Source organism: Stenotrophomonas sp. P5_B8 (assembly GCF_054049855.1).
Map to the genome: position 1 here is coordinate 1 of NZ_JBFULO010000087.1, position 12,239 is coordinate 12,239.

Here is a 12,239-nt window from a genome sequence, read left to right on the forward strand (position 1 = left end):
GCGGATCTGCTCGCCGTTGTTGCGCCAGTAGAAGGTGCGGCAATGCCGGTTGCCTTCCTGCTTGTTGGTCACGCCCACCGCGTAGAACGCCTGCAGCACTTCGGTGCGGCTGACCGTGCCGTCGGCGTTCCAGTCCATGTCCTGCTGCTCGATGCCCTGGGTGATGGCGATGTCGGCATACCAGGCGTAGCCCAGCCACGCCAGCACCACCAGTACCAGCACCAGCAGCGCCTTGCGGCGGCGGGTGAACTTGCCGCGCAGGATCATGCGGCTACGCGCCGGATGGTCGCGCCCAGCGAGGACAGCTTCTCTTCGATGTTCTCGTAGCCGCGGTCCAGGTGGTAGATGCGGTCGATGGTGGTGTCACCCTCGGCCATCAGACCGGCCAGGATCAGCGAGGCCGACGCGCGCAGGTCGGTGGCCATGACCGGCGCGCCACTGAGCGTTTCAGCGCCACGGATGATCGCGGTATGTCCTTCGACCTGGATGTCCGCGCCCAGGCGCAGCAGCTCGTTGACGTGCATGAAGCGGTTTTCGAAGATCGTTTCGTTGATCACGCCCACGCCATCGGCCACGCAGTTGAGCGCCATGAACTGCGCCTGCATGTCAGTCGGGAAGGCCGGGTACGGCGCGGTGGTCAGGTTGACCGCACGCGGGCGCTTGCCGCCCATGTCCAGGGTGATGCTGTCGTCGGTGGTTTCGATGTGCGCACCGGCTTCGACCAGCTTGGACAGCACCGCGTCCATCGTGTTCGGGCGCGCGCGGTTGACGGTGACCTTGCCGCCGGTCATCGCCGCGGCGACCAGGAAGGTGCCGGTCTCGATGCGGTCGGGCAGCACTTCATGACGGCCGCCGGACAGCTTTTCCACGCCTTCGATCACCAGGCGGGCGGTGCCCAGGCCTTCGATCTTCGCGCCGAGCGCGATCAGGCAGTGCGCCAGGTCGGTGACTTCCGGCTCCATCGCGGCATTGTCGAGCACGGTGGTGCCTTCAGCCAGCACGGCGGCCATCAGCACGTTCTCGGTGCCGGTGACGCTGACCATGTCGAAGGTGAAGTGCGCGCCCTTCAGGCGCTTGGCCTGGGCCTTGATGAAGCCGTTCTCGACGGTGATCTCCGCACCGAGGGCCTGCAGGCCCTTGATGTGCTGGTCCACCGGCCGCGAGCCGATCGCGCAGCCGCCGGGCAGCGACACTTCGGCCGCGCCGAAGCGGGCCAGCAGCGGGCCCAGCACCAGGATCGAGGCGCGCATGGTGCGCACCAGTTCGTACGGGGCCACGTGCTGGTTGACCGGGCGCGGATCGACCACGATCGCGCTGCCACGCGACAGCGTGCCCTGGTCGATGGTGACCTTGGCCCCCAGTTCGCCGAGCAGCTTCACCGTGGTGACCACATCGTGCAGGTGCGGCACGTTGGTGATCTCCACCGGCGCATCGGCCAGCAGGGTGGCGCACAGGATGGGGAGGACGGCGTTCTTGGCGCCGGAAATGTTCACTTCACCGTGCAGCGGCTTGCCGCCGGTCACTACGATCTTGGCCATGGAGTCTACTTTGAATGAGGTAGAGCCGACCGTTGGTCGGCTGATCTAATCGGTCCGCGGACTAACCCGCTTCGCCCGGGGTCACGGTCTTCAGCGCCAGCGCGTGGATCGCCCCGCCCATCAGATCGCCCAGGGTGGCATAGACCATGCGGTGGCGCGCCAGCGGCAGTTTGCCGGCAAAAGCGTCGCAGACCACGGTGGCCTCGAAGTGCACGCCATCGTCGCCCTGCACGTCCGCGCGGGCGCCGGGGAGGCCGGTTTCGATCAGATTGCGGATGGTCTCGGCGTCCAACGGGCTTTCCTAATAAAATGAGCGCTCATTCTACTCTTCCGCGTGGCGCCCGCATGGCTGTATCGCCCCTGCTCCCTCATCCGGCCGACCCTGCGGCACTGGTCGCCAGCGGCCGCCGCGTGTTCCAGATCGAGGCCGATGCCCTGGCCGCCGTCGCCGATCGCCTCGGCGATGCCTTCAGCCAGGCCTGCCAGCTGATCCTGCAGGGCAAGGGCCGGGTGGTGGCCACCGGCATGGGCAAATCCGGCCATGTGGCGCGCAAGATCGCCGCTACGCTGGCGTCCACCGGCACCCCGGCGTTCTACGTGCACCCCGGTGAAGCCGGCCACGGCGACCTCGGCATGATCACCGAGGCCGATGTCGTGGTGGCGCTGTCCTACTCGGGCGAGTCCGACGAGCTGCTGATGCTGCTGCCCGTGCTCAAGCGCCAGGGCAACCGGCTGATCGCCATGACCGGCCGGCCGCAGTCCAGCCTGGCCCTGGCGGCCGACGTTCATCTGGATGTCAGCGTGCCAGCCGAGGCCTGCCCGCTGGCGCTGGCCCCCACCTCCAGCACCACCGCCTCGCTGGCGATGGGCGATGCGCTGGCGGTGGCCCTGCTGGACGCGCGCGGCTTCACCGCCGACGATTTCGCCCGCTCGCACCCCGCCGGCAGCCTCGGCCGCCGGCTGCTGCTGCACATCACCGATGTGATGCACAGCGGCGAGGAACTGCCGCGCGTGGACGCGGGCGCCACGCTCAGCGAGGCCCTGGTGGAGATGAGCCGCAAGCGGTTGGGCATGACCGCCGTGGTCGATGCCGACGACCGCCTGATCGGCCTGTTCACCGACGGCGACCTGCGCCGCGCGCTGGATACCGATCTGGACGTGCGCAGTGCGAAGATCGCCGAGGTGATGACCCGCAATCCGCGCACCATCGGCGCCGACCAGCTCGCCGCCGAGGCCGCCCGGCTGATGGAAACCCACAAGATCACCGGCCTGATGGTGGTCGACGCCGCCGGCCGGCTGGTCGGCGCACTCAACATTCATGACCTGTTGCGGGCGCGGGTGGTTTAAACCACAGTTCCCTTCCTCCATTCAGCCAACCTGCCCCCTGCCGATGCCCTATTCCCCGCTGCCCGGTTTCCCGTCCCACCTGCATGCCATCGCCGGCCGTATCCGGCTGGCCTGCTTCGACGTGGACGGCACGCTCACCGATGGTCGGCTCTACTACGACCGTGACGGCAACGAGAGCAAGGCGTATTACGTGCAGGACGGACTTGGCCTGAAACTGCTGCAGCAGCACGGCATCCACCCGGTGTTGATCACCGCGCGCAACAGCCTGTCCGCGCAGAAGCGCGGCGCGGACCTGGGCATCGACACCCAGATCGCGGTCGGCGACAAGCTCGCCAGCGTGCGTGCACTGTGCGACACCCATGGCATCGGCCTGGAGCAGGTCGCGTTCATGGGCGATGACCTGCCCGACCTGGCGCCGCTGTGCGCGGTCGGCCTGGCCGTCGCGCCGGCCAACGCCCATCCGTGGATCGCCGAGCGCGTGCACTGGCAGACCCGTGCCGACGGCGGCCGTGGCGCCGCACGCGAGCTGTGCGACGTGCTGCTGGCCGCGCAGGGCCATGTGGATGCGGTGCTGGCGAGGTTCGGCGCATGACCTGGCGCAACGCCTTGGGCGCCCTGCTGCTGGTCGCCGCGCTGCTCAGCGGCTGGTCGCTGCTGCGCCACCGCGACAAGCCGGCTGCCGACGTCACCGACGACGGCACCAAGGACTATGTGCTGCACGACTTCCAGATCGTGGCGCTGGACGACCAGGGCAAGGAATCCACCACCCTGCAGGCCCCGCTGCTGGAGCGCCTGCGCAGCGATGAGACGATGAGCATCGTCACCCCGCTGTTCCTGCTGCCCGACAACGAAGGTAACCACTGGGAACTGCGCAGCGAAAAAGGCTGGGTGAGCGCCAACGGCGAACAGCTCAAGCTGACCGGCAACGTCAGCGGCGACAGCCCGAAGGTGCCCAGCGTGCCGCCGACTACCTTCCGTACCGACCACCTGGACGTGTTCCCCAAGGAAAACCGCGCCAAGACCGACGCCCTGGTCACCATGACCCGCCCGGGCATGACCCAGTCCGGGGTCGGCTTCGAGCTGGATTCCAAGAGCAAGACCTACACCTTCCTGAGCCAGTCCAAGGGCCGCTACACGCCCCAACGCTGAGCCGGTGCCGCCCGGGCGACGTCCTCTGGACCGGCGCCGGCGGCACAGCACCACCCGACTCACCGGCCAGGCCCACCCGCCTGGCCACGACCCCGACAATGCCCGGCCGCCCCCGGCCACGCCCCCTACACTGGCAGGACAAACCAACTCCATGAAGATCCTATTTGCAGCCGCCTGCGCGATCAGCCTTCTGGTCCCCTTCGCCGCCAGCGCGAAGTCCACGGACCGCAACGAAGACATGGCCATCGACGCCGGCGCCCAGTCCGGCACACTGGTCGGAGACGGCAAGACCGTGCTTTCCCAGGGCGTGATCGTCACCCAGGGCACCCTGGACCTGCGCTCTTCGGACGCGGAGATCTACATGAAGGACGGCGAGGCGGTGCGCGCGGTGTTTACCGGCAAGCAGGCCAAGCTCAAGCAGCAGCTCGATGACGGCACCTGGATGGACGCCAGCGCCGACCGCATCGACTACGACATCAAGTCCGAAGTGCTGACCATGACCGGCAACTACCACGTCAAGAGCGCGCGTGGCACCAATGCCGGCCAGAAGATGACCTACAACACCCGCACCGGCGAGATGAACAGCGGCGGCGACGGCACCCGCGTGCGCACCGTGATCCCGCCCAAGAACAAGACCGCCGCCCCGGCAGCCGCCACGCCGGCAACCAAGACCACCGTTCCCACCGCCGGGAGCAAGAAGTAATGCTCGTCGCCAAAGGTCTGCGCAAGCGCTACAAGCAGCGCGAAGTGGTCAAGGATTTCGGCCTGACCCTGGAGGCCGGTGAAGTGGTCGGCCTGCTCGGCCCCAACGGTGCCGGCAAGACCACCTGCTTCTACATGATCGTCGGTCTGGTCGAGACCGACGCCGGCAGCATCGTGCTGGACGGCAAGGACATCACCAGCGACCCGATGTATACCCGCGCCAAGCAGGGCGTGGGCTACCTGCCGCAGGAACCGTCGGTGTTCCGCAAGCTGACCGTGGCCGACAACCTGCGCCTGGTGCTGGAACTGCGCGAAGACCTGGACAAGGCCGGCCGCGAAAAGGAACTGGCCAGCCTGCTGGACGAACTGCAGATCAACCACGTGGCCGACCAGCTCGGTGCCAGCCTCTCCGGTGGCGAGCGCCGCCGCTGTGAAATCGCCCGCGCGCTGGCCGCCAAACCGCGCCTGATCCTGCTCGACGAACCCTTCGCCGGTGTCGACCCGATCTCGGTCGGTGAAATCCAGCGCATCGTCACCCATCTCAAGCAGCGTGGCATCGGCGTGCTGATCACCGACCACAATGTCCGCGAAACCTTGGGAATCTGCGACCGCGCGTATATCCTCAACGAAGGCAGCGTGCTGGCACAGGGCGCGCCGGACGAGATCCTGGCCAACGCCGACGTCCGCCGCGTCTACCTTGGGGACACCTTCAAGCTCTGATCCAGCGGCCGCCGCAACGCCTTCCTTCCGTTCGGCACAGGCATGAAAGCACGGCTGCAGACATCGCTGGGACAACAACTGGTCATGACGCCGCAGCTGCGTCAGGCCATCAAGCTGTTGCAGATGTCCAGCGCAGAACTGGAGCTGGAAATCGCCGAGGCGGTGGAGACCAACCCGCTGCTGGACTGGGCCGAGAACGCCGAGCCGACGCTGGACGTTGCGCCCAGCGACGACGAGCGCCCGCCGACACCGGCCGACACGCACACCGACGGCGAGCACCAGGCCTCGGCCAGCGACGACTGGTCGCCCGGTGAAGGCGACTGGAGCAGCGGCAACAGCGGTGGCTCGTTCGACGATGACGACAACGGCAGCGCTGCCGAGCGCGTGGCCGAAACCGAAAGCCTGGCCGACCACCTGCTGTGGCAGCTGCACCTGTCGCACCTGTCCACGCGCGACCGCAGCATCGGCGCGGCGCTGATCGACGCCTTCGAAGACGACGGCTACCTGCGCGAGCCACTGTCGGCCATCGCCGACACGCTGCTCCCGGCCATTCACGCCGATGAAGCCGAAATACTGACCGTGCTGCACCAGATCCAGCGCTTCGACCCGATCGGAGTCGGCGCGCGCAGCCTGGGCGAATGCCTGCAGCTGCAGCTGGACGTGCTGTCCGCCGATACCCCCGGCCTGGCGCTGGCCCGGCGCATCGCCGACGGCCCGCTGGAACGGTTGCCACGCAGTGGCGTGGCCGGGTTGGCGCAGGAACTGCGCGAACCGCTGGCCGAGGTCGACACCGCCGTGCAGCTGCTGCGCTCGCTGGACCCGCGTCCAGGGACCCAGATCGGCGAGCTGGCCCATGACAGCTACGTGGTGCCCGATTGCGTGGTTTGGCGCCAGAACGGGGTGTGGCGCGCCGCCCTGGCCGCCCATGCCGGACCGAAGGTGGTGATCCACCGCGGCTACGAGCAGATGATCCGCCGTTGCGGTGACGCCGACGCCGGCTACCTGCGCGCCCACCTGCAGGAAGCGCGCTGGCTGCTCAAGGGCCTGGAGGCGCGTGGCGAAACCCTGCTGAGGGTGATGCGCAGCCTGCTGCAGCAGCAGGCCGCGTTCCTGGAGTTCGGCGAACAGGCGCTGCGCCCGCTGACCCTGCGCGAGGTCGCCGGCGAACTGGGCCTGCACGAATCCACCATTTCCCGCGCCATCGCCCGCAAGTACGTGCGCACCCCGCGTGGCACCCTGCCGCTGCGCGCGTTCTTCGCCTCCGGCATCGACACCGACAGCGGCGGCGAAGCCTCCAGCACCGCCATCCAGGCCATGATCCGGCGCCTGATCGACGACGAGAACCCGCGCAAGCCGCTTTCTGACGCCAAGCTGGCTGACCTGCTCAAGACCACCGGAATACCGGTGGCGCGCCGCACCGTGGCGAAGTATCGTGAGGCCATGAACATTTCCGCCTCGCACGAAAGGGTACGAATCGTCTGACGCTCCACCGCGCCTGGCGGGAAGGTTCATTGGCACATCCGAACAAAGGAGATACCCGATGCGCATCGAGACGTTTGGCAAAGACGTGGAAGTCACCCCGGCCCTGCAGGAATACGTGGAAACCAAGTTGCAGCGCCTGGGCAAGCACTTCGACCAGCACTGCGAGGTTCGGGTGACCCTTGAGCTGCGCAAGAACGAGCATCACGCCGATGCCAGTGCCAACGTTCCCGGCCAGACCCTGCACGCCGAGGCCGGCGGCCAGACCATGTATGCGGCGATCGACATCCTGGCCGACAAGCTGGACCGCCTTGTGATCAAGCACAAGGAGAAAAAACAGCAGCACGCACCGCTGCCCGTGGGCGACAATGACGACTGACGTCCTCGCGCTTTCCCTGACATGCCCTTGACTGATCTTCTGGCGGCCGTGCGCACGCAAGTGTTGCCGGCCGCCGATCGCGACAGCGTCCTGCTGGCAGCCGCCCGGCTGCTGGCTTGCCGCGAAGCCAATGCCGAGCAGATCTACCAGAACCTGTGCCAGCGCGAGCAGCTGGGCAGCACGGCGATCGGCCATGGCATCGCCATCCCGCACGGCCGCGCGCCGCTGCTTGAACGTCCCCGCGGCGCCCTGCTGCGACTGGAAGCCCCGGTCGAGTTCGGCGGCGACGAGCCGGTGGACCTGGTGTTCGCCATCGCCGTCCCCGCCCATTACACCCATCAACACCTGATGCTGCTGTCCGAGCTGGCCGAGCTGTTCTCCGAGCCGGCCATCCGCCAGGCGCTGCGCGACGCGCGCGACGGCGAGGCACTGCGCCAGGTCATCGAATTTCCCCCGCCAGCGAGCGCCGCATGAACACCAGCATCACCGCGCGTGAGCTGTTCGAACAGCAGCGCGACCGCCTGGCCCTGCGCTGGGTTGCCGGCAAGCAGGGCGAGCGCCGCGAACTGGAAGCAGGCAACACCGTCTCGCGGCGCCCATCGCTGGCCGGCTACCTCAACGCGATCTACCCCAACAAGGTGCAGATCCTGGGGACCGAGGAACTGTCCTGGCTGGACTCGCTGGACTCGCGCCAGCGCTGGGAGACCATCGAGCGGATCATGCAGTCGCACCCGCTGGCGCTGGTGATCACCCGCAACCAGCCCTGCCCGGAAGACCTGCGCGCGGCCGCCGACGAATCGCAGACGCCGCTGTGGATCTCGCCCAAGCGCGGCCACGAGCTGCTCAACCACCTGTCATACCACCTGGCGCGCACGCTGGCGCCGCGGGTGATCCTGCATGGCGTGTTCATGGAGATCTACTCCATCGGCGTGCTGATCACCGGCGAAGCGGGCTCGGGCAAGAGCGAGCTGGCGCTGGAGCTGCTCAGCCGCGGCCACCGCCTGGTCGCCGATGACGCCCCCGAGTTCACCCAGATCGCCCCGGACGTGCTCGACGGCACCTGCCCCGAGCTGCTGCAGGACCTGCTGGAAGTGCGCGGCCTGGGCGTGCTCAACGTGCGCGAGATGTTCGGTGATACAGCGGTAAAGAAGAACAAGTACCTTCGGCTGATCGTCCACCTGACCAAGCCCATGACCGAACCCACCCCGCACGGCTACGAGCGCCTGACCGGCGATTCCGGCACCCGCCACGTGCTGGACCTGGACGTGCCGCTGATCACCCTGCCGGTGATGCCCGGCCGCAACCTGTCGGTGCTGACCGAGGCGGCCACCCGGCTGCACATTCTACGTACCAAGGGCATCGACCCCGCGGCGATGTTCATCGCCCGCCACAGCAACCTGCTGGAACGCCGAACGCCATGAATACCCCCGCCTCCGCGCCTGCCGCCGCCACCCTGATCATCGTCAGTGGGCTGTCGGGCTCGGGCAAGACGGTCGCGCTGAAGACCCTGGAAGACCTGGACTACTACTGCTCGGACAACCTGCCGATCAACCTGCTGCCCGACTTCGTGCGCAGCCTGCTGGCCGGGCACGACGCCGACGCCCCGCGCCGACTGGCAGTGGGCATCGACGTGCGTGGGCAGAGCGATCTGAGCCAGCTGTCGCACTGGCGCGAAGAGGCCCAGGCCGCCGGGCTGGATGCGCAGCTGCTGTTCTTCGATGCCACCGACGAAACCCTGCTCAAGCGCTACGCCGATACCCGTCGTCGCCACCCGTTGAGCCAGCTGGGGCTGTCATTGCCCGAGGCGATCGCCCGCGAACGCGAGCTGACCGCGCCGCTGCGCCGTGCCGCCGATGCGGTGATCGACACCACCACGCTCAACGTGCACCAACTGCGCCGCAAAGTGGTCACCGAGTTCGCCATGACCCATGGCAACAAGCTGTCGCTGCTGTTTGAATCCTTCGCCTACAAGCGTGGCGTGCCGGCCGAAGCGGACTTCGTGTTCGACGTGCGGGTGCTGCCCAACCCGCACTGGGACCCGGCGCTGCGCCCGTTGTCCGGCCGCGATGCCGGCGTGCGCGAACACCTGGACGCGCAGCCGGACGTGCAGCGCTACGCCGCCCAGTTGATCGACTTCCTGGACACCTGGCTGCCACGGCTGGGCAATGACACCCGCAGCTATGTCACCGTCGCCTTCGGCTGCACCGGCGGCAAGCACCGCTCGGTCTACATGGCCGAACGCATGGCCCGGCATGCCCGCGACCAGGGCTGGGCCGAAGTGGCCACCTTCCATCGCGAGCAGGATTGACGGCGGTAGCGGTCATCGGCCGTGGAACACTCCTATGTCAGCCGGCCGGCTGCTCCGCGCCCGGATGCGCTTTTTCAAGGGTCGGCGTGCCCACGGCCTCGACCCGGGATACGCCACATGCGGCCCACCCCCTACCCCCAATTCATGTTGACCTGTTAACGTTCGAAGATGACCTGTGGCATTCTCCTCGTAACTCATCCTGGCGTTGGCACCTCCCTGCTGGAGGTGGCGACCCGGCTGCTGCGGCACCTGCCGCTGAAGACCGACGCTTTCGAAGTACCGTTCGACGCAGACCTGGACGTCCTGTTACCGCTCGCCTCGGCCGCCTTGCGCCGGGTGGACAGCGGCCAGGGCGTGCTGATCCTGACCGACCTGTACGGCGCCAGCCCCAGCAATCTGGCCGGGCAACTGGCTCGTCTGGGCACCCCGGTTCGCCGGGTTTCGGCGCTTAGCCTGCCGATGTTGTTGCGGGTGATGAATTATCCGGAACAGGGACTGGATCAATTGCCTGCCACAGCCGCGGCAGGCACTCGCAATGGAGCGATTGTCGACGATGCTTGAACGTGAACTCACCGTATCCAACCGCCTGGGCCTGCACGCCCGCGCCACTGCAAAGCTGGTGCAGGAGCTGGCGCCTTTCCGCTGCAATGTGACCATGGCCGCCAAGGGCCGCGAGATCAACGCCAAGAGCATCATGGGCGTGATGCTGCTGGCCGCCGGCCAGGGCACCCCGGTCACCGTGCGCATCGACGGCGAGGATGAAGCCGCCGCGATGGAGGCGGTGGTGGGACTGTTCGAACGGCGTTTCGACGAGGACAGCTGAGCATGGGGGGGCAGCCGCGACCGGGATCCTCCGCACCGGCCCGGACCGCGTCCGGGGCGATGCTGTTGTCCGGCCACGGTGCCTCGCGCGGCAACGCCCTGGGCCGCGCCCGGGTGCGCCTGCCGCATGCGCTGGAAGTGGCCGAGCAGCGGATTCCGCCGGGCAAGATCGAGGCTGAGCTGGAGCGTCTGCACGTGGCCGTGGAAGCGGCCCGCGGCGAAATGCACGACCTGCGCCAACGCCTGCATGGCGCGCTCAACCAGGAAGTCGGCGAATTCCTCGACCTGCACGCGCTGCTGCTGGATGACCCCGAGCTGCTGTTTGGCCTGGATGAGCTGATCCGCAGCGGTCCCTACAGCGCCGGCTATGCGCTGCGCGTGCAGCGCGACCGCCTGGCCAAGGTCTTCGATGGCATGGACGATGCCTACCTGAAGAGCCGCATGGACGACCTGGACCATGTGATCGGGCGCATCCACGCCTTCCTGCAGAAGCGCCCGCCGGACGTCAAAGGGATGGCCGGGGAAATCCTGGTCTGCGACAACATCGCCCCCTCCGAGCTGGCCCAGCTGCAGGCCCACGGCGTGGTCGGCATCGTCACCGCCGGCGGCAGCGCGCTCTCGCACAGTGCGATCCTGGCGCGCAGCCTGCACCTGCCCCTGATCGTCAATGTACCCAACGTGCTGCAGAAGGTCGCCGACGGCGACGTACTGATCATCGATGGCAGCGACGGTACCGTCACCATCAACCCGCAGGCACCCGACCTGCGCGACTACCGCCTGCGACTGCGTGAGCATGCGCGCGAGCAGCGCGAACTGGGCCGGCTGCGGACCAAGCCGACCCGCACCCGCGACAACGTCGACATCGCCCTGCTGGCCAATGCCGAATCCAGCGAGGACGTCACCCAGGCGCATGCGCTGGGCGCGCACGGACTGGGCCTGTACCGTACCGAATTCCTGTTCCTGCAGCGCAACGAACTGCCCGACGAGCAGGAGCAGTTCGAAACCTACCGCGATGCCGCGCTTGGCATGAGCGGGCGGCCGGTCACCATCCGCACCCTGGACCTGGGCGCGGACAAGGCCGACCGCACCGGGCTGACCCTGAGCAACGAAGAGAACCCGGCGCTGGGCCTGCGCGGCGTGCGCCTGTCGTTGGCGCGGCCCAAGGTCGCCGACACCCAGCTGCGCGCGATCCTGCGCGCGTCGGCCTACGGCAAGCTGCGCATCCTGATCCCCATGGTGAGCACCCGCGAGGAAATCCTGGCGGTGCGCCGGCGCCTGCACAAGCAGGCCGCGCTGCTGCGCGCCGAAGGCTACGAGGTGGCCGAACACATCCCGTTCGGCGCGATGATCGAAGTGCCCGCCGCGGCGATCGCGCTGGAGAGCTTCATCGACCTGGTCGACTTCCTGTCCATCGGCACCAACGACCTGGTGCAGTACCTGCTGGCCGCCGACCGCAACAACGAAGCGGTCGGTGAGCTGTACTCGCCGCTGCATCCGGCGGTGGTGCGGCTGCTGGCACATATCCTGCGCACCGGCCAGGCCTACGACATCCCGGTGGCGGTGTGCGGGGAGATCGCCGGCGACCCGCTGATGACGCGGCTGCTGCTGGCGCTGGGCTTGACCGAGTTCAGCCTGCACCCAGGCACGCTACTGGAAGTGCGCCGCGCGATCCGCGACAGCGACCTGTCGGTGTTGCAGGCGATGGCACCGAAGCTGCTGCAGGCTCGCGACCGACGCGGGATTGAACGCTGGATCGAGAAGGCGGGCCTGGCCACGGCATGACCGGTGGTGGCGG

16 protein-coding genes are annotated in these 12,239 nt (G+C 67.9%); 13 read left to right on the plus strand and 3 right to left on the minus strand.

Annotated elements, in window-relative coordinates; genetic code table 11:
- The 3 genes from ACXJKH_RS07165 to ACXJKH_RS07175 all read right to left on the minus strand — a co-directional run.
- The coding region (locus tag ACXJKH_RS07165; RefSeq protein ID WP_457318917.1) for an EF-hand domain-containing protein at positions 1 to 267 on the minus strand (267 nt) is incomplete at its 3' end.
- Positions 264 to 1,538, minus strand: coding sequence for a UDP-N-acetylglucosamine 1-carboxyvinyltransferase (murA, locus tag ACXJKH_RS07170; RefSeq protein WP_256775724.1), 1,275 nt, complete (start codon positions 1,536 to 1,538; stop codon positions 264 to 266). The genes ACXJKH_RS07165 and murA, both read right to left, overlap by 4 nt.
- Before the next feature lie 61 nt (positions 1,539 to 1,599).
- Positions 1,600 to 1,830: a BolA family protein gene (locus ACXJKH_RS07175; protein ID WP_038689964.1), complete on the minus strand. Its 231-nt coding sequence runs from the start codon at positions 1,828 to 1,830 to the stop codon at positions 1,600 to 1,602.
- A 53-nt stretch (positions 1,831 to 1,883) separates the two neighbouring features.
- Between ACXJKH_RS07175 and ACXJKH_RS07180 the strand changes: the two genes are divergently transcribed.
- The 13 genes from ACXJKH_RS07180 (at position 1,884) to ptsP (ending at position 12,226) form a co-directional block, all read left to right on the plus strand.
- Positions 1,884 to 2,885 carry a KpsF/GutQ family sugar-phosphate isomerase gene (locus ACXJKH_RS07180; RefSeq protein WP_256775723.1) on the plus strand — a complete coding sequence of 334 codons (1,002 nt, stop codon included), beginning with the start codon at positions 1,884 to 1,886 and terminating at the stop codon, positions 2,883 to 2,885.
- A gap of 43 nt (positions 2,886 to 2,928) precedes the next feature.
- Positions 2,929 to 3,477: a KdsC family phosphatase gene (locus ACXJKH_RS07185; protein ID WP_256775722.1), complete on the plus strand. Its 549-nt coding sequence runs from the start codon at positions 2,929 to 2,931 to the stop codon at positions 3,475 to 3,477.
- Entirely contained in the window at positions 3,474 to 4,034 is a 561-nt protein-coding gene (lptC, locus tag ACXJKH_RS07190; protein ID WP_256775721.1) for an LPS export ABC transporter periplasmic protein LptC, read from the plus strand. The genes ACXJKH_RS07185 and lptC overlap by 4 nt, the downstream gene beginning before the upstream one ends.
- Before the next feature lie 151 nt (positions 4,035 to 4,185).
- Entirely contained in the window at positions 4,186 to 4,737 is a 552-nt protein-coding gene (gene lptA / locus ACXJKH_RS07195; protein WP_256775720.1) for a lipopolysaccharide transport periplasmic protein LptA, read from the plus strand.
- Entirely contained in the window at positions 4,737 to 5,456 is a 720-nt protein-coding gene (lptB, locus tag ACXJKH_RS07200; RefSeq protein WP_019185407.1) for an LPS export ABC transporter ATP-binding protein, read from the plus strand. The genes lptA and lptB overlap by 1 nt, the downstream gene beginning before the upstream one ends.
- Before the next feature lie 84 nt (positions 5,457 to 5,540).
- Positions 5,541 to 6,938, plus strand: a complete 1,398-nt coding sequence (locus tag ACXJKH_RS07205) for an RNA polymerase factor sigma-54 (protein ID WP_457318919.1) — start codon at positions 5,541 to 5,543, stop codon at positions 6,936 to 6,938.
- 58 nt (positions 6,939 to 6,996) lie between these two features.
- Complete coding sequence (gene hpf / locus ACXJKH_RS07210) at positions 6,997 to 7,314, plus strand: ribosome hibernation-promoting factor, HPF/YfiA family (protein ID WP_256775718.1); 318 nt, start codon at positions 6,997 to 6,999, stop codon at positions 7,312 to 7,314.
- A gap of 21 nt (positions 7,315 to 7,335) precedes the next feature.
- Entirely contained in the window at positions 7,336 to 7,788 is a 453-nt protein-coding gene (locus ACXJKH_RS07215; RefSeq protein ID WP_256775717.1) for a PTS sugar transporter subunit IIA, read from the plus strand.
- Complete coding sequence (gene hprK, locus ACXJKH_RS07220) at positions 7,785 to 8,735, plus strand: HPr(Ser) kinase/phosphatase (protein WP_256775716.1); 951 nt, start codon at positions 7,785 to 7,787, stop codon at positions 8,733 to 8,735. Before ACXJKH_RS07215 ends, hprK begins: the two co-directional genes overlap by 4 nt.
- Entirely contained in the window at positions 8,732 to 9,622 is an 891-nt protein-coding gene (gene rapZ / locus ACXJKH_RS07225) for an RNase adapter RapZ (protein ID WP_256775715.1), read from the plus strand. Before hprK ends, rapZ begins: the two co-directional genes overlap by 4 nt.
- Before the next feature lie 168 nt (positions 9,623 to 9,790).
- Positions 9,791 to 10,183, plus strand: a complete 393-nt coding sequence (locus ACXJKH_RS07230; protein WP_256775714.1) for a PTS sugar transporter subunit IIA — start codon at positions 9,791 to 9,793, stop codon at positions 10,181 to 10,183.
- Complete coding sequence (locus ACXJKH_RS07235) at positions 10,176 to 10,445, plus strand: HPr family phosphocarrier protein (RefSeq protein WP_256775713.1); 270 nt, start codon at positions 10,176 to 10,178, stop codon at positions 10,443 to 10,445. Before ACXJKH_RS07230 ends, ACXJKH_RS07235 begins: the two co-directional genes overlap by 8 nt.
- 59 nt (positions 10,446 to 10,504) lie before the next feature.
- Positions 10,505 to 12,226 carry a phosphoenolpyruvate--protein phosphotransferase gene (gene ptsP, locus ACXJKH_RS07240; protein WP_457318918.1) on the plus strand — a complete coding sequence of 574 codons (1,722 nt, stop codon included), beginning with the start codon at positions 10,505 to 10,507 and terminating at the stop codon, positions 12,224 to 12,226.
- Positions 12,227 to 12,239: the final 13 nt, after the last annotated feature.

Excerpts from the sequence above, each read along its gene's own strand:
- murA (WP_256775724.1), bottom strand. The coding sequence starts at position 1,538 with ATGGCCAAGATCGTAGTGACCGGCGGCAAGCCGCTGCACGGTGAAGTG.
- ACXJKH_RS07180 (WP_256775723.1), top strand. The coding sequence starts at position 1,884 with ATGGCTGTATCGCCCCTGCTCCCTCATCCGGCCGACCCTGCGGCACTG.
- ACXJKH_RS07185 (WP_256775722.1), top strand. The coding sequence starts at position 2,929 with ATGCCCTATTCCCCGCTGCCCGGTTTCCCGTCCCACCTGCATGCCATC.
- lptC (WP_256775721.1), top strand. The coding sequence starts at position 3,474 with ATGACCTGGCGCAACGCCTTGGGCGCCCTGCTGCTGGTCGCCGCGCTG.
- lptA (WP_256775720.1), top strand. The coding sequence starts at position 4,186 with ATGAAGATCCTATTTGCAGCCGCCTGCGCGATCAGCCTTCTGGTCCCC.
- lptB (WP_019185407.1), top strand. The coding sequence starts at position 4,737 with ATGCTCGTCGCCAAAGGTCTGCGCAAGCGCTACAAGCAGCGCGAAGTG.
- ACXJKH_RS07205 (WP_457318919.1), top strand. The coding sequence starts at position 5,541 with ATGACGCCGCAGCTGCGTCAGGCCATCAAGCTGTTGCAGATGTCCAGC.
- hpf (WP_256775718.1), top strand. The coding sequence starts at position 6,997 with ATGCGCATCGAGACGTTTGGCAAAGACGTGGAAGTCACCCCGGCCCTG.
- ACXJKH_RS07215 (WP_256775717.1), top strand. The coding sequence starts at position 7,336 with ATGCCCTTGACTGATCTTCTGGCGGCCGTGCGCACGCAAGTGTTGCCG.
- hprK (WP_256775716.1), top strand. The coding sequence starts at position 7,785 with ATGAACACCAGCATCACCGCGCGTGAGCTGTTCGAACAGCAGCGCGAC.
- rapZ (WP_256775715.1), top strand. The coding sequence starts at position 8,732 with ATGAATACCCCCGCCTCCGCGCCTGCCGCCGCCACCCTGATCATCGTC.
- ACXJKH_RS07230 (WP_256775714.1), top strand. The coding sequence starts at position 9,791 with ATGACCTGTGGCATTCTCCTCGTAACTCATCCTGGCGTTGGCACCTCC.
- ACXJKH_RS07235 (WP_256775713.1), top strand. The coding sequence starts at position 10,176 with ATGCTTGAACGTGAACTCACCGTATCCAACCGCCTGGGCCTGCACGCC.
- ptsP (WP_457318918.1), top strand. The coding sequence starts at position 10,505 with ATGCTGTTGTCCGGCCACGGTGCCTCGCGCGGCAACGCCCTGGGCCGC.